Annotated in this window: 21 protein-coding genes; 13 read left to right on the forward strand and 8 right to left on the reverse strand. The window is 62.2% G+C overall.

Features of this window, described 5'->3' with window-relative positions:
* The first annotated feature begins 74 nt into the window (after positions 1-74).
* Positions 75-731, forward strand: coding sequence for a YciC family protein (locus AC5PZ0_RS18405; protein WP_085272355.1), 657 nt, complete (start codon positions 75-77; stop codon positions 729-731).
* 217 nt (positions 732-948) lie between these two features.
* Here AC5PZ0_RS18405 and AC5PZ0_RS18410 read toward each other — a convergent pair whose 3' ends face one another.
* On the reverse strand, positions 949-1,260 hold the full coding sequence (locus AC5PZ0_RS18410) for a hypothetical protein (RefSeq protein WP_493855469.1): 312 nt from the start codon (positions 1,258-1,260) through the stop codon (positions 949-951).
* Positions 1,261-1,477: 217 nt separating this feature from the next.
* Here AC5PZ0_RS18410 and AC5PZ0_RS18415 point away from each other — a divergent pair, with 217 nt between their 5' ends.
* Positions 1,478-1,969 carry a hypothetical protein gene (locus AC5PZ0_RS18415; RefSeq protein ID WP_493855470.1) on the forward strand — a complete coding sequence of 164 codons (492 nt, stop codon included), beginning with the start codon at positions 1,478-1,480 and terminating at the stop codon, positions 1,967-1,969.
* 20 nt (positions 1,970-1,989) lie between these two features.
* Here the strand turns inward: AC5PZ0_RS18415 and hrpB are convergent, their stop codons facing one another.
* A complete protein-coding gene (hrpB, locus tag AC5PZ0_RS18420) occupies positions 1,990-4,518 on the reverse strand; it encodes an ATP-dependent helicase HrpB (RefSeq protein ID WP_493855471.1) in 2,529 nt (842 codons plus the stop codon).
* 116 nt (positions 4,519-4,634) lie between these two features.
* Between hrpB and pmcY the strand changes: the two genes are divergently transcribed.
* Complete coding sequence (gene pmcY, locus AC5PZ0_RS18425) at positions 4,635-5,054, forward strand: periplasmic Zn2+ metallochaperone PmcY (RefSeq protein ID WP_027592641.1); 420 nt, start codon at positions 4,635-4,637, stop codon at positions 5,052-5,054.
* A gap of 24 nt (positions 5,055-5,078) precedes the next feature.
* A complete protein-coding gene (locus AC5PZ0_RS18430; RefSeq protein WP_493855472.1) occupies positions 5,079-5,948 on the forward strand; it encodes a cation diffusion facilitator family transporter in 870 nt (289 codons plus the stop codon).
* A gap of 215 nt (positions 5,949-6,163) precedes the next feature.
* Here the strand turns inward: AC5PZ0_RS18430 and AC5PZ0_RS18435 are convergent, their stop codons facing one another.
* Positions 6,164-6,997: a DUF6515 family protein gene (locus AC5PZ0_RS18435; protein WP_493855473.1), complete on the reverse strand. Its 834-nt coding sequence runs from the start codon at positions 6,995-6,997 to the stop codon at positions 6,164-6,166.
* Between the two features lie 397 nt (positions 6,998-7,394).
* On the opposite strand from AC5PZ0_RS18435, the gene AC5PZ0_RS18440 reads away from it, so the two are divergent.
* The gene (locus AC5PZ0_RS18440; protein WP_003249795.1) at positions 7,395-7,871 is read left to right on the forward strand and encodes an Lrp/AsnC family transcriptional regulator; all 477 of its coding nucleotides are present in this window, start codon (positions 7,395-7,397) and stop codon (positions 7,869-7,871) included.
* 53 nt (positions 7,872-7,924) lie between these two features.
* Positions 7,925-8,128 carry a DUF2788 domain-containing protein gene (locus AC5PZ0_RS18445; protein WP_027592638.1) on the forward strand — a complete coding sequence of 68 codons (204 nt, stop codon included), beginning with the start codon at positions 7,925-7,927 and terminating at the stop codon, positions 8,126-8,128.
* Positions 8,129-8,215: 87 nt separating this feature from the next.
* Here AC5PZ0_RS18445 and AC5PZ0_RS18450 read toward each other — a convergent pair whose 3' ends face one another.
* The 3 genes from AC5PZ0_RS18450 to AC5PZ0_RS18460 form a co-directional block, all read right to left on the reverse strand.
* Positions 8,216-8,851: a pseudouridine synthase gene (locus AC5PZ0_RS18450; RefSeq protein ID WP_027592637.1), complete on the reverse strand. Its 636-nt coding sequence runs from the start codon at positions 8,849-8,851 to the stop codon at positions 8,216-8,218.
* 6 nt (positions 8,852-8,857) lie between these two features.
* The gene (gene amn / locus AC5PZ0_RS18455; protein WP_027592636.1) at positions 8,858-10,321 is read right to left on the reverse strand and encodes an AMP nucleosidase; all 1,464 of its coding nucleotides are present in this window, start codon (positions 10,319-10,321) and stop codon (positions 8,858-8,860) included.
* 71 nt (positions 10,322-10,392) lie between these two features.
* Positions 10,393-12,045, reverse strand: coding sequence for an acyl-CoA dehydrogenase family protein (locus AC5PZ0_RS18460; protein ID WP_493855474.1), 1,653 nt, complete (start codon positions 12,043-12,045; stop codon positions 10,393-10,395).
* 232 nt (positions 12,046-12,277) lie between these two features.
* On the opposite strand from AC5PZ0_RS18460, the gene AC5PZ0_RS18465 reads away from it, so the two are divergent.
* The 3 genes from AC5PZ0_RS18465 (at position 12,278) to AC5PZ0_RS18475 (ending at position 14,590) form a co-directional block, all read left to right on the forward strand.
* On the forward strand, positions 12,278-13,690 hold the full coding sequence (locus AC5PZ0_RS18465) for a PAAR domain-containing protein (protein ID WP_493855475.1): 1,413 nt from the start codon (positions 12,278-12,280) through the stop codon (positions 13,688-13,690).
* 1 nt (position 13,691) lies between these two features.
* Positions 13,692-14,102 (forward strand): hypothetical protein, encoded by a 411-nt coding sequence (locus AC5PZ0_RS18470; protein ID WP_493855476.1) that lies wholly within the window; start codon positions 13,692-13,694, stop codon positions 14,100-14,102.
* Positions 14,103-14,212: 110 nt separating this feature from the next.
* Complete coding sequence (locus tag AC5PZ0_RS18475; RefSeq protein ID WP_493855477.1) at positions 14,213-14,590, forward strand: hypothetical protein; 378 nt, start codon at positions 14,213-14,215, stop codon at positions 14,588-14,590.
* A 383-nt stretch (positions 14,591-14,973) separates the two neighbouring features.
* Here the strand turns inward: AC5PZ0_RS18475 and AC5PZ0_RS18480 are convergent, their stop codons facing one another.
* Positions 14,974-16,962, reverse strand: coding sequence for a sensor histidine kinase (locus AC5PZ0_RS18480; protein WP_085272347.1), 1,989 nt, complete (start codon positions 16,960-16,962; stop codon positions 14,974-14,976).
* 265 nt (positions 16,963-17,227) lie between these two features.
* Between AC5PZ0_RS18480 and AC5PZ0_RS18485 the strand changes: the two genes are divergently transcribed.
* The 4 genes from AC5PZ0_RS18485 (at position 17,228) to AC5PZ0_RS18500 (ending at position 20,698) form a co-directional block, all read left to right on the forward strand.
* Complete coding sequence (locus tag AC5PZ0_RS18485) at positions 17,228-18,025, forward strand: hydroxymethylpyrimidine/phosphomethylpyrimidine kinase (protein ID WP_085272375.1); 798 nt, start codon at positions 17,228-17,230, stop codon at positions 18,023-18,025.
* A gap of 14 nt (positions 18,026-18,039) precedes the next feature.
* The gene (gene thiE / locus AC5PZ0_RS18490) at positions 18,040-18,663 is read left to right on the forward strand and encodes a thiamine phosphate synthase (protein WP_027592630.1); all 624 of its coding nucleotides are present in this window, start codon (positions 18,040-18,042) and stop codon (positions 18,661-18,663) included.
* A gap of 17 nt (positions 18,664-18,680) precedes the next feature.
* The gene (gene hemL, locus AC5PZ0_RS18495; protein WP_493855478.1) at positions 18,681-19,964 is read left to right on the forward strand and encodes a glutamate-1-semialdehyde 2,1-aminomutase; all 1,284 of its coding nucleotides are present in this window, start codon (positions 18,681-18,683) and stop codon (positions 19,962-19,964) included.
* 188 nt (positions 19,965-20,152) lie between these two features.
* Complete coding sequence (locus tag AC5PZ0_RS18500) at positions 20,153-20,698, forward strand: tetratricopeptide repeat protein (RefSeq protein WP_027592628.1); 546 nt, start codon at positions 20,153-20,155, stop codon at positions 20,696-20,698.
* 6 nt (positions 20,699-20,704) lie between these two features.
* On the opposite strand, the gene AC5PZ0_RS18505 is transcribed toward AC5PZ0_RS18500, so the two are convergent.
* The gene (locus AC5PZ0_RS18505; protein WP_027592627.1) at positions 20,705-21,031 is read right to left on the reverse strand and encodes a DUF1820 family protein; all 327 of its coding nucleotides are present in this window, start codon (positions 21,029-21,031) and stop codon (positions 20,705-20,707) included.
* Positions 21,032-21,048 lie beyond the last annotated feature (17 nt).

The following is a 21,048-nucleotide window of genomic DNA, read 5'->3' on the forward strand; positions in this document are numbered from 1 at the left end:
TCAGCAAGTGACAGCTACACGCCTGCTTTGGGCTAAAGTACACCCCTGCTTTTACTGCCATGCGATGTTGACCGATGAATCCGCTGAGCGTTCTGCGCGACTCCCTGTACTTCTTCCGCCGCCACCTGCCGAACATCCTCCCGCTGTGCCTGCCGCTGGTGGTGCTCGAAGCCTTGCTCACCCAGCTGCTGTACCGGCAAATGGGCGACCAGGCGTCGCCGGCCTACGGCATGCTGGTCAGCTTGCTGTTGTACCCGCTGTACAGCGCGGCGCTGATCCTTTACCTCGACACCCGCAGCAATGGCCAGGAGATCGCCAAGCGCGACCTGTTTGCCCGGGCCGTGCAACTGTGGCCGCAGCTGGCCCTGCTGATTCTCATCAGCTCCCTGCTGATCATGGCCGGCCTGGCGTTGTTCATCTTCCCGGGCGTGTGGATCATGATCAACCTGGTGTTCGCCGAGTACCTGCTGGTACTGCGGGGCCTGCCGGTGGTGCAGTCGATGCGCGAAAGTGCACGGATGACCACCGGCAACTTCCTGCGCATCATGATTTGCGTGCTGGCGGTGCTGGCGCCGATCTGGCTGATCGACGGGCTGCTGCTGATGGCCTTCCCAGCGCCGTCCCCCGGCATGGAACTGGCCATGGACAGCCTCAGCGGCTTCTTGCAGCTGTTCAGCACCGTGGTGCTGTACCGCCTGTTCACGCTGCTGGAGGCTGATGCCGGCGCCTGATGCCAGGCACCTCGCACAAAGCGGGCTCCGTGGAAAACCTGCAGGCTGCCAGCATTGTCGAACATCAGTGACCGTGGTGGCTCCCGACCTTCCAATACGGAGCCTTCATGTCCACTACCACGGCTAACATCCACTGGGCAGACAGGCCGAAATTTTCCTCGGCACGTTCCAGGTACTCGACTCGGCAACCCCGCTCGAAAACGTAGCGCAAGAGACGTTAAAATCCGTCTACCTCAGCCTGTTCAAAGACGCCGATCAGAAGGTGATAAGCGGCCAAAGTGATTGGGTGATTGCTGGCCATCAGCAGCCTGCCAGCGTCTTTCGTTTTCTGTTTCACTCGAAAACGTCGAATCGCCTGCACTTCATGATCACCGGCAGTGGAGCGGACCACGACAAAACGATGGGGATCAGCCGCAACGGTTATCTGGGGCTGTACCAATACGCCAGCGTGTCCGACCCCTTCAAGCTTGAACCGCTGCATTGGAGCGACGACAGCTTGATATGCCGTTGGCGCGACCATCAAGGCCATTCGGTTAGGCTCCACCACAATCCCAAAGTGACCGCACCTAACTTTTCTTACCTGAGAGTGCTTGAGGGTAAAGAATCCATTTTCCGCCTTACGCGGGTTCACACCTAAGCGACAGGCAGAACTTTCAGTCTGTTTACCCGAGCACCGTTTCACGCTGCGCGTGCCTGCCATCCCTGTCTAACGTGCGTGCTTCCTCAATTGAACCCGAGAAAGCACCATGGACGAAGACATCCAGGCGGGCTACGCCAAGTCATTTCGCGGCAAACTGTATATACGGGCAGTCGGGCGCGATATTCCGCTGCGGTTAAGCCGCAGCACTGACAAGTTCAGCTGGGGCATCACCCCGGAAGATGACTGGCTGCAAGCTGGCGGACCAAAGGATTCGCCAGTCATGGGCTTCCATTTCGACTCCCGGACCGAAGATCGACTGCATTATCACATCAGCATTCCGGGTAACCCACGCACCAAAAAACTGGGCATTAGCCGCAATGGCTACCTGGGGTTTTACTGGAACGCCGAAGTGACAGATTTCTGGAAAATCGAACCGCTGCAACTGACCGATGAAGGCCTTGCTTGCTACCTGCGAGACCACAAGGGCCACAGGGTTGGCGCACTCCAAGATGATCCGCACTTCAGTGGCGACTGGATTGCATTGCTCAATGTCGAGCAAGGCACGGTCGTGACCTTCCTGCTCAAACAGACGGCTTGAACGCAGTATCCATTAAACCCTCAGGTACCCCGCGGTTTGGCCCGCGCCGTGGCTTCGGCCACCAGCGGGTCATCCGGCCAATAGTGCTTGGGATACCGGCCCTTGAGGTCCTTCTTCACCTCGGTATAGGTCGTGCGCCAGAAGTTGGCCAGGTCCTGGGTCACTTGAACGGGCCGGCGTGCTGGCGATAGCAGGTGCAATTTGACCTGCTGTCGCCCTTGGGCGATGCGTGGCGTGTCTGCCAGGCCAAACAGCTCCTGCAGGCGCACGGCGAGGATGGGCGGGTTTTCACTGTAGTCCAGCCGGATGTGCGAGCCGGACGGCACGGCCAAGTGCGCCGGCGCCCATTCGTCGAGGCGCTGCGGCAAAGGCCATGGCAACAGGTTGCCCAGCATCGACGACAGGTCCAACGCGGCAAAATGGCTTAAGCGGGACACTTTGCTCAGGTAGGGTTGCAGCCAGCCTTCCAGGGTCGCCAGCAGGGCTTCGTCGCTCAAATCTGGCCACTCACTTTGCCCGGCCTTGTCCAGGTCCAGCTGACGTAACAACGCCACCCGCGCCTGCCACTGGCGCAACTCGGGTGTCCAGGTCAGCAGGTTCAAGCCTTTACGCCGTACCAGGCCGAGCAGGGCTCTGGCGCGGGCGTCGTCGTCCAGGCCAGGCAACGGCTCGCGGCTGAGCACCAGTTCGCCGACCTTGGTCTGGCGCTCGGCGCGCAGCACCTGCTCGCGGTCGTCCCAGTCGAGGATATCAATACGCTCGACCTGCTCGGCCAGCACGTCGTCCAGCAGTGCGGGGTCGAACTCGGCCGCCAGGTAAATGCGTTCTTCCCGCTGGCCTTGGCGGCTGCCCAGGTCAGCAACCACCAGCCAGGGGCATTTCATCAAGGCATCGACCTCGGCGAACAGGGCCGCGCGGCCATTGGCCAGGCGATACTCGGCACCGCCCTCGCGGCGCTGCTGGGCAACCCGGTCTGGGTAAGCCAGCGCCAACAGTGCGCCCAACCAGCGTGGATGATCAGGGTCGGCAACCCCAGCGCCCGCCTTGCCACGCAGCAGCCCCCGGTACTGGCGGGCCAGCTGCCGCGCACGCTGCACGCCGCCCTGCCCGCCTCGGGCTGTTTTGCTTTCACCGCTGATCAGCGCCAGCCGGCTGTGCAGGTCGGCGCCACCCCCGCGCTGGATATCACGCTCACCCAACAAGGCCGCGACATCACAGGCCATGGCCGCCAAGCCCAGCCCCTGCCCGCGCAGCAGCAAATGGGCGATACGTGGGTGGGCCGGCAGTTCGGCCATGGCCTGGCCGTGCTCGCTGAGGTTGTCGCGGCTGCCCGCCTTGAAGGCACTGAGCCGTGCCAACAGGTCCTGGGCCTGGGAGAACGCCGCCGCGGGCGGCTGGTCCAGCCAGCGCAGTTGATCAGGCGTGACGCCCCACCGGGCCAGTTGCAAGGCCAGGCCGGCGAGGTCGGCCTGGAGGATTTCTGCGCTGCCATGCGCCGCCAACTGGTCATGCTGGGCCTCGGACCACAGCCGGTAGCACACCCCCGGCTCCAGGCGGCCAGCCCGGCCGGCGCGCTGGGTGGCGCTGGCGCGAGAGATACGCTGGGTGTCGAGCCGCGTCATGCCGCTGCCGGGGTCGAAGCGCGGCACCCGTGCCAAGCCGGCATCAACCACCACGCGCACGCCGTCGATGGTCAGGCTGGTTTCGGCGATGTTGGTGGCCAGCACCACTTTGCGCTTGCCGGCAGGGGCTGGGTCGATCGCCGCACGCTGGGCATTGAGGTCGAGCTCGCCGTGCAATGGGCAAAGCAGGATGTCGGAACGTTCGCCCAGCATGTCCTGAAGGCTCTGATGAACGCGGCGGATTTCGGCCTGGCCAGGCAGGAACACCAGCACGCTGCCGGTCTGGTCCGCCAGCGCATGGAGCACGCACTCGACGACGCGCGGCTCGATGAACTCGCCCGGCTGGAACGGCCGACCCCAGCGGATATCCACCGGGTACATGCGGCCTTCGCTGCTGACCACCGGCGCATCGTCGAGCAGCCGCGACAGCCGCTCGCCCTCCAGCGTCGCCGACATCAGCAAGATTTTCAGGGGCGGTTCGTCACGTAGCAGTTCACGCCCATTGAGGCTCAAGGCCAGGGCCAGGTCAGCGTCCAGGCTGCGTTCGTGGAACTCGTCGAAGATCAACAGCCCCACGCCATCCAGCGCAGGGTCTGCCTGCAAGCGGCGTGTGAGGATACCCTCGGTGACCACCTCGATACGGGTCTTCGGCCCGACCTTACTGTCCAGGCGAATACGATAGCCCACGGTCTCCCCGACCTTTTCACCCAGCTCGCTGGCCAGCCTTTCGGCCGCCGCGCGGGCGGCCAAGCGGCGTGGTTCGAGCATCACGATGGTTTGCCCAGCCAGCCACGGCGCGTCCAGCAATGCCCAGGGCACACGGGTGGTCTTGCCGGCGCCGGGCGGTGCTTCGAGCACGGCTTCGTCGCGGTTTTCCAGGGCCTGGCGCAAGGCGGGCAAAACAGTATCGATCGGTAATGAAATCATGGTGGTCCTCGAACAGTCGGGCGAGTATAACGGCGAACCCAGCCTGCTCTATCATGGTCTTAGCATCAGGTGCTGGCGCTTCGCTTGCCCTGCTGAATACCTTTTCGGAGATTTACATGCGTATCCCATCCCGTGTCATCGGCGGCGCCCTCATCGTCACCTTGCTGACCCAGCTGACGGCCTGCGGCACGCTGTTCTACCCAGACCGCCGCGGCCAGATCGACGGCAAGATCGACCCCGTGGTCGCCGCCATGGATGCCATCGGCATTCTCTTCTACGTGATCCCCGGGCTGATCGCCTTCGGCATCGACTTTGCCACCGGCGCCATCTACTACCCAGGTGGCCGCACGGCCCAGGTCGCCCCAGAGAAACTGCGCGAAGCGGTAAGCCCGGACGGCAAGGTCGACAACCTCAAGCTGCAGGCCATTCTTGAAAGCGAACTGGGCCAGCGCCTGCCGCTGAACGACCCACGGCTGATCCAGCACCGTGGCAGCGTCGAGCAACTGGCCGCCTACCAGCTGGTACCGGCTGCCTGACCCAGACAAGGACATCGCCCCGGCATGATCACCCCGGCTGAACACCAGCGCCTGCTGCGCCTGGCCACCCGCGCGTCACTGGCGGTGGCCAGCATCCTGGTCGTGAGCAAGGCGCTGGCCTGGTGGCTGAGCGGCTCGGTCAGCCTGTTGGCCGGGTTGACCGATTCGGCACTGGACGCCGTCGCCTCGTTTCTCAACTTGCTCGCCGTGCATTACGCCCTGCGCCCGGCCGATGACGACCATCGGTTTGGCCACGGCAAGGCCGAGGCCTTGGCGGGTATGGCCCAGGCGCTGTTCATCGCAGTCAGCGCGGTGCTGATCGGGGTACAGGCGGTCGAACGCCTGCAAACCCCACAACCCTTGGGTGACACGGGCGTCGGCATCGCGGTCATGCTGCTTTCACTGGCTTTGACCGTTGCCTTGCTGGCGTTGCAGCACAAGGTCATACGCCTGACCGGCTCCACTGCGGTGCGGGCTGACTCCCTGCACTACCGCTCAGACCTGCTGCTGAACGGCAGCATCTTGCTGGCGTTGCTGCTGACTCAATTTGGCTGGTCGCAACTGGATGCCCTGTTCGGCTTGGGCATTGCCTTCTACATTCTCTGGAGCGCGCTGCAGATCGCGCGGGAGAGCACCGCCATCCTGATGGACAAGGAGCTGCCGGGCGATGTGGGCGAGGCGATGTCCGACCTGGTGCTGGCCATCCCTGGCGTGAAGGGGGTGCATGATGTGCGTACTCGGGTTTCGGGCAACCAGTGGTTCGTGCAGTTGCACCTGGAGTTGCCGGGCGAGCTGGCGCTGCATGAAGCGCACAGTCTGTGCGTGGCGGCATCGGAGGTGATTCGCCAGCGTTATCCACAGGCGGATGTGATGGTGCACGCGGACCCGGTGTAATCCTGTCCTGCCCTATCGCCGGCAAGCCGGCTCCCACCCGAACTGTGTAGCCTCAAAGCCTAGCGCCGCACCTGTGGGAGCTGGCTTGCCAGCGATGAGGCCGGCACAAGCACCACAAGACAGCTGCTCCCACAGGAAAACGCAGGCCTTGAGCACTGCACAGTTCTGTGGGAGCCGGCTTGCCGGCGATAGGGCCGGATCATTCAGCGACAATTTCAGTTGATGCTGTAACCCCGCCCGCTGAAACAAGCCCCCAGCGCACGCCGGTAGGTATCGGTCACATTCAAAGGGGGTGCATAGGCTGCCGTCGCCGGGTCAAAGCCTGACTGGCTCACCGCCCAACGGTGGCACTGGTAGCGGTCCTGTTCCTGCTGTTCCTGCCCCTGGCCATACATTGGATAAGCCACCACGTCGTAGCCGCCAACTGCGGGTGGAACAGGCGCGGGTGCAGCCATCGGCGGGTTCACCACCACATACTCGCGGCTGTCCGCCAGGTACTGGTAATAAGTATCGGCTACCAGGAAGAACAGCGCCCCACCCAGCCAAACCTCACGGGCATACGCCGGCAGGTACTCCACCCGCGCCCCATAAGGCGGTGCCACGACGATGTAACTGCCGCCGTGCGGTCGATACCAATAGCCGCCCGAATAGAAGTAGTCGTGCCCGCGGTAAGGCACCTTCCAGTGGCGATCCGGGAAGCGGTCGATGGTCTGCCCTGGGCGATACTGCGGCCCTGGCCCCCAGCCATTGCCATGGCCGTCCGGGCGCCCCTGCCAGTCACCGCCCGGCCGCTGCCCCGGCCCACCGGCTTGCCAATAGCGGTTATCGCCATTGTGCCGGGGGATGTCCTGGTAATAGCCCTGGCGCGGGGGCTGCGTCTGGCGTACTTCGTCGCGCGAGTTGAGCGGAGACCGGCCCGCGGCAGCGCCGTTCGGGTCCTGTGGCCCGTTGCCGCCATGCCCCTCATCAGGCCCCTGCGCCACAGCGCCAAGGCTGATGCTCAACGTAACCAAACCAACACCTGCCCACTGCCAGATGCGCGACTTCATGGTGCCCCTCTCGATCAAAATGACTGCAGCCGCTGCCAGTCTACCGCGCCGGCCGCACCGGCAACTTAAAATCGCGGACATGAAAAAAGGGAGGCCGTTGGGCCTCCCTTTGGGAATTGTCGTCCGTGCTCGGCACTTGTGGCGCCGGCTCACCTCACGCCGTCTTCTGGACGGTGTGTAGCCCGGGGGCCTGGCGGATCCTGTTGGATGGCTGGGCCGCGACCGCTCGCCTAGAGCGCGTCGCCGTGGACTGATGTCCGGGCAGTGATTCTGTGGATAAAGATACCGGGCAGAGGGCGACAGAGGATTGCGAAGATTGCTCAGATAAATAGCACTTGCGCAATTTTTCACCTTAGATTGATAATTCACCGCAATCTGAACAGAAAAGGCATATTCCATGAGCAAACTTGACCGCTACGACCTGAGCATCCTCGCCGAACTGCAGCGCGATGCGCGCATTTCCAACCAGGAGCTGGCCGAACGCATCGGCTTGTCGCCTTCGCCGTGCTCGCGTCGGGTCAAACAACTTGAGGACGACGGCTACATCTCGCGCCAGGTTGCCCTGCTCGATCGCAAGAAGCTGGGGTTGAGCCTGACCGCCTATGTACTGATCGGCATGGACCGCCACACCCCAGAGCGCTTCGAGACCTTCGAGGCCGCCATCCGCAACTTGCCCCAGGTGCTTGAATGCAGCCTGGTCACCGGTATGGACGCCGACTACCAGCTCAAGGTGGTGGTACCGGACATGGACCACTATCAGAAATTGCTACTCGGCAGCCTGACCCGCATCGAAGGCGTCACCAGCGTGCGTTCGAGCTTCGTGCTGAACCAGGTACTGGCCAGTACCGAGCTTCCATTGACCCACCTGCGTTGAATACTTCATCGCCCGGCGTATGATCGAGCGCTCAGCCAGCCTGGAGAACACTGATGGATCCCGCCGTATTCGAAGAATGGATGATGATCATCCTCGTCACCGTGTTGATCGGTTTCATGGGCTTTATCGTCTGGGACCTGGCGAAGAAGTCCAAGGCCGGGCGGTTTGGCACCCTGATCCTGTTCTTCGTGCTGGGGCTTGGGGTACTGGCCTTTATCATCAAGAGCGTGGTGGTGGCGTTTCTGGAAGGGGTGTAGGCGCAGCCTTGTGCTGCGAAGAGGCCCCTGGCCGCTCGCCAAGATCTAGGTCGAACATACCGGCCCTTTCGCAGCACAAGGCTGCTCCTACCGAGGTAGTTTGGCTGGCACTTCGCGCCAACAGCCTTGGTCCAACCCGTCCAACGTCCAGTCGCCAATCCGCACCCGCACCAGGCGCAAGGTAGGCAACCCCACCGCCGCCGTCATCCGCCGCACCTGGCGGTTGCGCCCTTCGCGAATCACCAGCTCCAGCCAATGGGTCGGCACGCTCTTGCGAAAACGTACCGGCGGGTTGCGCGGCCACAGTTCAGGTTCATCCAGGCGGCGGGCCTCGGCCGGCAAGGTCGGGCCGTCATTGAGCATCACCCCCTCGCGCAGGCGTTGCAACTGCTCGTCGCTCGGCTCACCCTCCACTTGTACCCAGTAAGTCTTGGCCAGCTTGTGCTTGGGGTCGGCGATGCGCGCCTGCAGGCCGCCATGGTTGGTCAGCAGCAGCAGGCCTTCACTGTCGCGGTCCAGGCGCCCGGCCGGGTAGACGCCCGGGATGTCGATGAAGTCCTTGAGGGTCGCGCGCCCTTCACCATCGCTGAACTGGGTCAGCACGTCGAACGGCTTGTTGAACAGGATCAGGCGTGGCTCGGCCGGCGGCGCCTTGGGCTGGCGACGCGGGTCGGCAGGCCGCGCCTGAGGGCGGCGCGGCTTGGAACGGGGTGGCAGGGGCATGGATCCTCAGCGGAACGGCGGCTCATCGAAGCTGCGCAGTTTACGCGAGTGCAACGAATTGAGCTCGGTACGTAGCAGGTCGAGGGCGGCAATGCCGATCTTCAAATGCTGGCTGACCGCCCGGTTGTAGAACGCGTTGGCCGAGCCTGGCAGCTTGATCTCACTGTGCAGCGGCTTGTCGGAGACACACAGCAACGTGCCGTACGGCACCCGCAAGCGGTAGCCTTGGGCGGCTATGGTGCCACTCTCCATGTCCACCGCCACCGCACGTGACAGGTTGATCAATGGCCGCTCCTGGGCCCAGCGCAGTTCCCAGTTACGGTCATCGTAGGTCAACACAGTGCCGGTGCGCAGGCGCTTTTTCAGCTGTTCGCCGCGTTCACCGGTCACTTGTGCTGCTGCCTCTTGCAAGGCCATCTGCACCTCGGCCAGGGCCGGGATCGGAATGTTTGGCGGCACCACACGGTCAAGAATGCCGTCGCGCCGCATGTAGGCGTGCGCCAGCACATAGTCACCGATGGTCTGCGACTGACGCAGGCCGCCGCAGTGGCCGATCATCAGCCAGCAGTGCGGGCGCAGCACGGCCAGGTGGTCGGTGATGTTCTTGGCATTGGAAGGGCCGACGCCGATGTTGACCAAGGTCACGCCGTCGCCGTCGGCGGCGATCAGGTGGTAGGCCGGCATCTGGTAACGGTGCCAGACCACGCTGGCCACCAGGGCCTGGGTTTCGCCATGGTCCATGCCTTTTTCGATCACCACGTTGCCCGGCAGCACCATGCGCACGAAACGCGGGTCGTCACGCAGTTGCTCAAGGCCATGGCTGATGAACTGGTCGACATAGCGGTGGTAGTTGGTCAGCAAAATCCACGGCTGTACATGCCGCCAGTCGCTGCCGGTGTAGTGCACCAGGCGACGCAGCGAGAAGTCGACACGCGCGGCATCGAACAACGCCAGCGGCAGGGTTTCGGTGCTGTCCCAGTCGTACAGGCCATCGGCGATATTGTCGGTGGCTGCCGACAGGTCAGTGCTGGGGAACACCCGTGCCAGCTGGGCGGCGGTGATGCCGCTGCCGGCCAGTTCGTCGCCCTGGTCGACCACGTACGGGTACGGGATGTTCTGCTCGCTCACACCCACTTCCACTGTCACGGTGTAGTCGTGCATGAGCGGGCGCAATTGCTCGAGCAGATAGCCACGGAACGCGGCTGGCTGGGTGACGGTGACGCTGTAGGTGCCGGCGACCTGGACCTTGGCGTAGGCACGCGTGGTGGCCGCGACTTCACCCTGGCTGTAATAGGTCAGGCGCAGCGCGGGATAACGGAACAGCCCGCGCTCGTCGGCATCGGGCTCGGTTCGGTCCTTGAGGTAGCGCTTGAGGGCTTGGCTGAGGGCACCGGTGGCCTGTTCATGCAGGGCCGCCAGACGGTCGACGGCCTGTTCTGGGGTATCAACGACTACAAAAGCGTGGCTCACACTGTGCTTCCTGTCTGGACATGCATGTGGACCATCTTGCCTGCCTTCGTGGGTAAATACACCCCCATTGATCAGTCTTGCCAGACCGGCGTGGCCCTTGCCACCAGCGCCTGCACATCCACACCCCGCGGCAGCGCGCCATAGGCCCGACCACCAGCGGCCAGGCGGCTGCCGATGAACGCATCGCTGACCACCGCATTACCCGCCTCCAGCAGCAGCTTGGCCTGCAGCGCCAGTGCAATGTCCTCGGTCAGCTGACGGGCGCGGTACTGGATGTCGGCGGTGTCGGCGAACGCCCCCTTGAGGTTGCCAATGTGCGCAGCCAGCCGTGGGTCGCCATGGCCATCACCCAGCTCGGTGAACAGCGCGTCCAGCACCCCCGGCTCCTTGGACAACGCCCGCAACACATCCAGGCACTGCACATTGCCCGAGCCTTCCCAGGTCGAGTTGACCGGTGCTTCGCGGTACAACCGCGGCAGGATGCTGTCTTCGACGTACCCGGCCCCGCCCAGGCATTCGGCGGCCTCGTTGATCATTGCCGGGGCACGCTTGCAGATCCAGTACTTGCCCACCGCTGTGACCAGCCGGGCAAAATGCGCCTGCTGCGGGTCATCGAGCTGCTCCAGGGCCTGCCCCATGCGCAGGCTCAGGGCCAGCGCCGCCTCGCTCTCCAGCGCCAGGTCGGCCAGCACGTTCTGCATCAGCGGCTGCTCGTTCAATACCCGGCCGCCGACCTTACGGAACGCGCAATGATGGGCGGCCTGGGTGAGGGCCTGGCGCATCAGGGCACTGGAGCCGACCATGCAGTCGAAACGGGTCATGGCGACCATCTCGATAATGGTCGGCACACCCCGCCCTTCTTCACCCACCATCCACGCCAGGGCGCCCCGAAACTCGACTTCACTGGACGCATTGGAGCTGTTGCCCAGCTTGTTTTTCAAGCGCTGGATATAGAACTGGTTGCGGTTGTCATCTGGGCGATGGCGGGGCAACAGGAAGCAGCTCAGGCCTTTTTCGGTCTGGGCCAGGGTAAGAAAGGCATCGCACATCGGCGCCGAGCAAAACCACTTGTGCCCGACCAGTTCATACGCCTGGCCAGGGCCCGGCGTACCGACCGGGTAGGCCCGCGTGGTATTGGCACGCACGTCGGTGCCGCCCTGCTTCTCGGTCATGGCCATGCCCAGGGTAACCCCGGCCTTGTGCCGGTCCCCGACGTTGCGCGGGTCATATTCGCAGGCCAGGATTTTCGGCAGCCAGTACTCGGCCAGTTCGGGCTGAAGGCGCAGCGCCGGCACGGCGGCGAAGGTCATGGTCAGCGGGCAGCCAGTGCCAGCTTCGGCCTGGCTGTGCAGGTAAGTCATCGAAGCCCGCGCTACGTGGGCACCGGCGCGGGGTTCTGCCCATGGCAATGAGGGCAGTCCATGTTCGACCGCGGTACGCATCAGTTCGTGATAGGCCGGGTGAAACTCGACCAGGTCAATACGATGGCCATAACGGTCGTGGCTGCTGAATTCGGGCTTGTGCGCGTTGGCCAAGAAGCCCGCAGCCATCAGCGGCCCACCGGCCAAGGCACCGTACGCATCGATCCGCGACTCGGCCCAGCCAGCGCCAAAACGCCGCGACCACTCCTGTAAGGGTTGGTCAAGGCGATACAGGTTGGCGCCGTCGAGGGACGGCGGCTGGTTGGTGACTTCGTGGGTTTCAGCGTACTGGTGCAGGTTCATTGGCAGCTCCTGGATCCGTGCAGGCCTGAAAGTCCCAGTGAAGCACTCCCTGGGGGTCAGTCAAAGTGACAAAAATGACTAATCGGGATGGCATTTGGCTGCGGCGGTGATTATCGGACGACATCCAAATCTGCATTTCGTGTAGGAGGTTTCCTAAACCATTCTTCCAGTGAAATGTGCCGTTTCCAGAGTGCTAGGTTCGGGCTTCCACCCTTTTAGGAAGCGTCGAACCATGAGCCAGCGTATGAACATCCTTGGCAAAGGCCAGGGACTCGACGGCGACCAGACCACCACCGGTGCCATCTGTATCGCCGGCCAGGCACGTGGGCGTGTACACGGGAGCGGCTGGCTGCTGGTGGGCGACAAAACAACACCCTGCCCACTCTGCGGTAACGAAGGGACCATCGTTGAAGGCGAACGTCGATGGAAGCAGGACGGGGTACCGACCGCCGTGGATGGCGCACTGGTCCAGTGCGGTTGCCCCATAGGCAGCAATCGGGTAGTCGCGCCCATGCACCAGCGACCTCATCCCCGAAGTACATCAGTCAAATTGCCCACACCTCAGGCTGCCTCTCAAACAAACAGCAGCACAGCCACCCGTCATGCTAACCAGCCCGCAGCTGCCAGGCTGCCAGAGCTAGAGCCAGGCTTTTACATCATTCCACGCAGCATGTCGTACGACCAGGTGCTAACTAGGCTGAGTGATACACAATCGGTACTGCCGGATGCCATGTTGAAAAGGCTCAACCCGACTTATCAACAAGGCTTCAAAGCCGGCGAAATTTTCATTATCGGCGATCCACGGAACGGCCACGCCTGCACTCGCCAGGAAATGCACGCGATGAGTGCGGCGGAACTTGCACGTGAAGCCTTGGCAGAGCTGACACCCGAAGAAGCCAACTTCATGATGCGTCACCAGGCCGAGATTGCCGGTTTGCTTAGCGATGTAAGCCTGGCGATGGGGGTGAGCGAGGCGATGATGGCCAAATCGCTAGATGAACTAGGCACCACACTGCGCAATATCGAAAAGCTGCATCAGCAGCAGTTCTCGAAGCATGGACACCTGCGCAGCGCGGAGTTCTTCGCCGAGCGTAAAGAACTGTTCCGGCAACTGAATGCCAAGCTGAGGGTAAGTTATCTTAACAAGCGTATGGAGCTTGGTAGTTACGACACCCTGCGTCGAGGATTGGGGATATCCAGCCGGAGCCTTGTTCATCATTGGAGCAAAGCTGGAGCACCGGGGCAGATTCCGGGGTATTCAACCCACCTGGATAAGTTGGCAAGCATGTCGAAATACCTGAAAGCTGGGGGACATATAGGCATGGCGCTCGGCGGTGGTAGTTCACTGTTAAAAATCAAGGAGGCTTGCCGAGCAGGTGATACTGAGAGCTGCAAAAAAATCAGATTAAAAGAAACTGGAAATTTTTTGGGTGGGGTAGCAGGTGGCGTCATAACCGGAGCAATAGCCAGTAGGCTGGCTATCGTAGCTTGCGTGGGCTTTGGGCCCATTGGAGCAGCCGTTTGCAGTATTGCTATAACAGGTGCGGGATCAATGGCTGGTAGTGTGGGTGGAATGGCCGCCGGCGAAGAAGTCGGCGAGGTAGTCTTTGAAATCACAGAGCCAATGCGACCTCGGGACGAGTAGAATGGATATAATTCTAAAAATAGTAAACCACCCCTTCGCCTGGAAAATAGTCGCGCTACTGGCTCCTTGGCTCATGATATTCCTAGGGATATTCATGATTGCTAGGCTGGCCTGGACCAAAAACCTTGAAACCATGCTGACGTCACTGTCGAGCAGCTATTATCTGAATTCCATTACCACTCCCTTCAAATCTCTTGGCTTGAAAGGACGATTCTGGCTCGCCTGCGCAATTGGCTGCCTGCTGAGCTGGCCAACCTATGCAATTCACATCCGTTTGAACAAATTGGACAAGCGCGAGGTAGAAAACTTCCCTAAAAAACTAAAACACCAACTAAAATCAGCCGAACTGTTGATGTTCGCTGGAGCAGCATTAGCATTTGCGAGCTATTTATACTTCAAGAAAGCGATGTAGCCCGATCAATGACGCTTTCGCATGCGGAATAGTGATTTCGTGCGCAGGTGCTTTGGCTAGTAGCGTTGCCGGCACGAAACATGGAGAATTAATCTTCGAGGACTCTGGAAATGATTGATCACCTTGACGTAAAACTAAGGCTATTTTTGTTAGGCACTCCTTTCTGCCTCGCCTTGATCGGGCTTGTATCTGACCTTCACATCGCTTGCTCTAGTCAATATGCAAAAATGGCCAAAGCGCTCTCCCGGAGCAAATGCCTTTCCTATGCCGTCGCGCTTTGGGGTGAAAAAAATATACGCTCGAGGCTTTTGGTGATTTTTATGATCACTGGCGCCATTACATTCCCCAAGTCCAGCATCCGCAGAGGCATACTGGATGCACGAGACTACGATCAACTACCCAGCAATCTGAGAACAAAATTAGTTGTCGTTTCATGGACGAGCACCATCGGATTTATCTGGCTTACTATCAATTACTTTTTAATATAGCCACTGCAGAGAAAATACAATGCAGACTCCCGAGAAACGTCAAGCCGAACTGCCAACCACCTCGGCTTCAATGCAACAACACATTTAGCGCCTGTGAGATCGAGCGCCGCCCGCGCGGCGCTTCGCAGCACAAGGCTGCTCCTACATCTGTTTCGGGCCAGTCACGCCTGTGAGGGCGGCGCGCGACCGCCTTGTTGGTCCGACACGATATCGCGCCATGCACCAAGGGATCGCGCGGAATAACTGGCCCGGAAGAAATGTAGGAGCAGCCTTGTGCTGCGAAGCGCCGCGCGGGCGGCGCTCGATTTCCCAGGCGCTATACCTCCCGTGGCGGGCGCCTGTCAGCCCCAAACGCATCGTGCCCGCTATCGATACACCTACTACTAGAAGGAGCGACGCGTCTGCTGCGAGTGCGGAGGCAACTGCACCTGCGATATCGCGACTTTCATCGTCAACTCGAACCGGCTCCCCAACCCGCGCGTTGACTCATGCGACAGCGTGGCCCCCAGCAACTCGCCCATCTGCCTGCAAATCGACAAGCCGATGCCCAGCCCGCCATAACGCCGGGTCATGGAACCATCAACCTGGAAAAAACGCTGATAAAGCGTGGCCTGGTCGAGATCATCGAAGCCGATGCCACTGTCACTGACCGTAAAGGTAAGCGCCAGGTTGTCCGGCCCCAGGCGCTGGCCGCGCACCTGCAGCATGACCCCGCCCTGATCGGTGAACTTCAGGCCGTTGTCCAGCAGGCAACCCAGGCAACGGGCCAGTTTTTGCGCATCGGACAGCAGCGCGTCAGGCAGATCGGCAGGTATGTCCAGGCTCAGGTACAACCCTTTGCCCAGCGCCTGGCCAGCGTGCGCGGCTCGCAAGCCTTGCAGCATGTTACGCAGGCTGAAGGGCGCGGCCTGCACACGCAAGCGGCCGCCCTGCAGCTCGGAGAGGGTGAGGATGTCGTCGACCATGTCCATCATGCTCTGCGCCGACGTGACCGCTGTGCGATGGTACTGGGCCATTTCGGCCTCCATCGGCAGGGTGTGCATCAGCTCCAGCGAGCCGATCACACCATTCATCGGGGTGCGCAGTTCATGGGTGACCGTGGCCAGGAACTCGTCCTTCAAGCGGTTGCTCCTGGCCAGTTGCAGGTTCAACTGCTCCAGGGTTCGACCGGTTTCACGCAGGGTCTGCGCCTGTTGCTCGCGCAGGCTGTTGATACGGTCGGCCAGCGCCAGCGACAGCAGCGCCACCTCCAGCGCCGAGCCCAACTGGCTGGCATACATCGTGATAAACACGTTCGGCAGGTAACCGAGCACCATCAAGGTGTTGACCAGCCCGCCCAGCAAAAACGCCGACCAGGCGATGATGAACCAGCGCGCCACCCGCAAACCGCGCGACCAGGCATACACGCCAGCGGCAAAGATGCTGACGGTGAACAGCAACGCCAGCACCGTGGCCATGCGCAGGGCGATGCCATACGGCATGCTCACGGCCAGTACCATCACCAGCCCGCCGCCCAGCATCAACAGTTGCAACAACCGGTCGAAGCCACGGCTGATCTTGCCCAATTGCAGAAAATGCCGGGCGAACTGGCAGCCGAACAAACCGGCAGCGCCAATGAACAAGGGCGTCGAGGCATTCGCCCACCAGGGGCTGTCCGGCCAGAAGTAGGCGACCCCCGCACCGTTCACCGAAACCTGATAAAGACCGAACGAGGCGATGTAGAGGATGTAGTAGAGGTAGCTGACATCCCGCACGCTGAGGTAGATGAACAGGTTGTACACCAGCATCACCAGCAACACGCCGTAGATCATGCCCAATACGTACAGGCGCGTGGGCTGGTCCTCCATGTAGGCCTCGGCCGACCATAGCGCCAGCGGCGCCTGCACCGAACCCTGGCTGTGCAAGCGCAGGTACACGGTGGTCGCCTGGCCTGGGGGCAGCGGCAACTCGAACAGGTAGTTGTTCTGCCGGATCTGCCGGCTGGCGTAAGGCAAGGCGTCGCCCGTGCGCTGGGCCAGGCGGTAAGTACCGGTGCTGTCGGGCAGGTACAACTCGAGGTGATCCAGAGGTGGATAGGCCAGTTCCAGCAGCCATTGGCGGGGGGTGGCAGTGGCCGACGGCAGGTACCGCAGGTCGATCTTCAACCAGAACACCGACGTGGAATAACCAGCGTTCAACACAGGCTCGTGATGGGCCCGAAAGTGCTTGGCGAACGTGGGCTCACTGACTTGGGCAATGCTGGTACTGCCATCAGGGTCTTCGAAGACCTGAAGGGTTTCGCCCAGCGGAAGATGGCGGGTAGCGTCGTCGAAGTCGACCGCAACGGCCAGCACGGGCAACAAGCCCAGAAGCACAATCAGCAAATAGCGCATACAGCCCCAGCATGGCCTGTCCGGTCGCGTCGCGGTTGCCTCCCATCCGTTTGAGACGACGTAATCCGGCAGAACCCGTTTGTCGAGTTATCCGAGCACTCTAGCATAGCTTTCCTACCTGGCAATCGGCCATCTCGAATTGCGGCCAAAAGGCTCTAAATCAATACTTTCAGCAGAACAACACACCTGAATCTGACCAGTCGATCAGCAAAACTCGTTTGTAGGACGATCCCCACAAATGGGTTTGGTGGTAAGCTCGCCGCCCATGAATACCTACAGCTCCCGCCCCGTTGTCCTCTGTCTCTCCGGCCACGACCCCAGTGGCGGCGCCGGCTTGCAGGCAGATATCGAAGCCCTGATCGCCCAAGGCTGTCACGCCGCACCCGCGGTGACCGCCCTGACCGTCCAGGATACCGTCAATGTTTCCGACTTCCGCGTGCTCGACCGCGAGTGGGTGCTGGCCCAGGCCAACGCCGTGCTGGCTGACTCCACGGTAGCGGCCGTCAAGCTGGGCATGCTCGGTTCGATCGACATGGTCGACACCGTCGCCGAACTGCTTGCCGCCCACCCGCACCTGCCGCTGGTCTGCGACCCGGTCCTGCGTGCCGGTGGCGGTGGCCGCCTGGGCAAGGACGAAGTGGGCTACGCCGTGCGCGAACGCCTGCTGCCGCTGGCGACCATCGCCACGCCGAACCTGCCGGAAGCGCGCATTCTCGCCGAGCTGCCTGAAGGCACTGCCGACGAGTGTGCCGAGAAACTGTTGCCGTTCTGTAGACACCTGTTGATTACCGGGGGTCACGGCGACGAAGACGAAATCCACAACCGCCTGTACAGCCGCGATGGCCAACGCCTGACCTGGACCTGCCAACGCCTGCCAGGCAGCTACCACGGTTCCGGTTGCACCCTGGCCAGCGCCCTGGCCGGCCGACTGGCCCTGGGCGAAGCACTGCAAAGCGCTGTGCGCAGCGCCCTGGACTACACCTGGCGCACCCTGCGTGACGCCGAGCAACTGGGCAAGGGCCAGTACGTGCCGCGCCGCCTGCCCCTGGATTTCTGCTCCTGATACGAGGCTTTCAGATGAAGCTACGCGGTCTGTACGCAATCACCGACAGCCAGCTGCTCGCCGGCCGTTTTCTGTCCCATGTAGAAGCGGCCCTGGACGGCGGGGTGCGACTGTTGCAGTACCGCGACAAGAGTGACGACGCCGCGCGTCGCCTGCGCGAAGCCGAAGCCTTGAAGCAACTGTGCGAGCGCTACGACACCCAGCTGATCATCAACGACGACGCCGAACTGGCCGCACGCCTGGGTGTCGGCGTGCACCTGGGCCAGACCGACGGCCCGCTGACCCCGGCCCGGGCGTTGCTGGGCCGCGAGGCCATCATCGGCTCGACCTGCCACGCGCAGCTCGACCTGGCCCGCCAGGCCGCCAGCGAAGGCGCCAGCTATGTGGCCTTCGGTCGCTTTTTCAACTCCGTGACCAAGCCGGGCGCACCGGCCGCCAGCCTCGACCTGCTGGAACAGGCCCGCGCCCAGGTCAAGCTGCCGATCGCCGTGATCGGCGGCGTCACCCTCGACAACGCTGCCCCGTTGGTCGCCCATGGCGCCGACCTGCTGGCGGTGATCCACGGCCTGTTTGGTACCGATAGCGCGCAGGAAGTCACCCGCCGCGCCCGTGCCTTCAACGCCCTGTTCGCTTCCTGATTTCGAGAGAAGATCCCATGTCCCGTTCCGAAACCCTGTTCGCCCAAGCCCAGAAGCACATCCCGGGCGGCGTCAACTCGCCCGTCCGCGCGTTCAAGAGCGTTGGCGGCACGCCGTTGTTCTTCAAGCACGCCGAAGGCGCCTATGTCGTTGACGAAGACGACAAGCGCTACGTCGACTACGTGGGTTCCTGGGGCCCGATGATCCTCGGCCACGGCCACCCTGAAGTGCTCGATGCGGTGCGCAACCAGCTGCAACATGGCCTGTCCTACGGCGCGCCGACCGCCATGGAAACCGAGATGGCCGACCTGGTCTGCTCGCTCGTGCCGTCGATGGAAATGGTCCGCATGGTCAGCTCGGGCACCGAAGCCACCATGAGCGCCATCCGCCTGGCCCGTGGCTACACTGGCCGCGACGCCATCATCAAGTTCGAAGGCTGCTACCACGGCCACTCCGACAGCCTGCTGGTGAAAGCCGGCTCGGGCCTTCTGACCCAGGGCGTGCCAAGCTCGGCAGGCGTGCCGGCGGACTTCGCCAAACACACCCTGACCCTGCCGTTCAACGACATTGCCGCGGTCGAAAAAACCCTGGCTGACGTCGGCCAGACCGTGGCGTGCATCATTGTCGAGCCGGTGGCCGGCAACATGAACTGCGTACCGCCAGCCCCGGGCTTCCTCGAAGGCCTGCGCGAGCAGTGCGACAAGCACGGCGTGGTGTTGATCTTCGACGAAGTGATGACCGGCTTCCGCGTCTCGCTGGGCGGCGCTCAAGGCTACTATGGCATCACCCCTGACCTGTCGACCTTCGGCAAGATCGTCGGCGGCGGCATGCCGGTCGGCTGCTTCGGCGGCAAGCGCGAGATCATGGGCTGCATCGCCCCGCTGGGCCCGGTCTACCAGGCCGGTACCCTGTCGGGCAACCCGCTGGCCATGGCCGCCGGCCTGACCACGCTGAAACTGATCAGGCGCCCAGGCTTCCACGCCGAACTGACCGATTTCACCAGCCGCATGCTCGACGGCCTGCAACAGCGTGCCGATGCCGCTGGCGTACCGTTCGTCACCACGCAGGCGGGTGCCATGTTCGGCCTGTACTTCAGCGGCGCCGATGACATCGTCACCTTCGACGACGTGATGGCCAGCGATGCGGATCGCTTCAAGCGCTTCTTCCACCTGATGCTCGACGGTGGCGTGTACCTGGCGCCAAGCGCGTTCGAGGCGGGCTTCACCTCCATCGCCCATGGCGACAAGGAGCTGCAGATCACCCTGGATGCCGCTGAAAAGGCCTTTGCTGTACTGAAGTAAACCGCCACATTTGCCCCTGTAGGAGCGCCCTTACAGCCCTTTCGCGACGTAAGGCCGCTCCTACACAATCAGCTGACTTCCCCAACCCGACAGAATTTCGCGTAAAACTTTGTAAGGTTGGCGCTGCTTATCCCATAATGTGCCACCAGAGACATTGGCCGCAGCTTTGCAGAGGTAAGTCGATCCCCATGAACCGCACCGGCCGCGCCCTGACCCTGGGCTGCCTGTTGCTTCTACAGCCCCTGCTGGCCCTGGCGGAGGGTGGTAACTCATTGCTGATTCCAGCGACGAGCCGCTGCACCCTGAATGTTCAGCCAGAAGACCTCGCCAATGCCCTCAAGGCCTGCGAGCAGACGGCGACGACGGGGGATGCCCAGGCGCAGTTCGAACTGGGCGAGTACTACTACACCCAGACGCCCAAAGACCTGAACAAGGCCCTGAACTGGTTTCAGCAGGCCTCGTTGCAAGGCCACGCCCAGGCCCAATACCGGCTTGGCGCCATGTTCTTCCGCGGCGAAGGGGTCAAGGCCAATAACGTGCAGGCCTACATTCTGCTGAAGATGGCGGCGGTCAACGGCGCTGAAGATGCGCTGGACATGGCCGACGAAGTGACCGAGCAGATGCCCCGCGACGAGCTGGAACACGCGACCCAGGTGCTCGGCCAGATCTTCCGCAAGTACCTGCTTGAACTGCAGAACGCCGAAGGGCGCTCGCCGTTCTCGCCACTTCCCTGAAACGCCCTACTTCTCTGGCATCGGCATGGGGAACGGCATCACATTGCCGCCGCCCTTGGCCTCGCTGATCTTCGCGGTGCCCAAGCGCTCGACCTCGTCGATGCGCACGATCGAATGCATCGGCACGAAGCTGCGGATCACGCCCTCGAACTGGCTCTTGAGCTTCTCTTCGCTGGGGTCGACCACCACCTGGGTGCGCTCGCCGAAGACGAACTCCTCGATTTCCAGGAAGCCCCACAGGTCGCTCTGGTAGATCTGCTTGGCATACATCTCGAAGACCTGCCCCTGGTTGAGGAAGATCACTTTATAGATGGCGGGTTCGCGTTTGCTCATGGTTGGCGGGATAACAC

The sequence above is a fragment of the Pseudomonas sp. 5.2 genome, assembly GCF_059025405.1.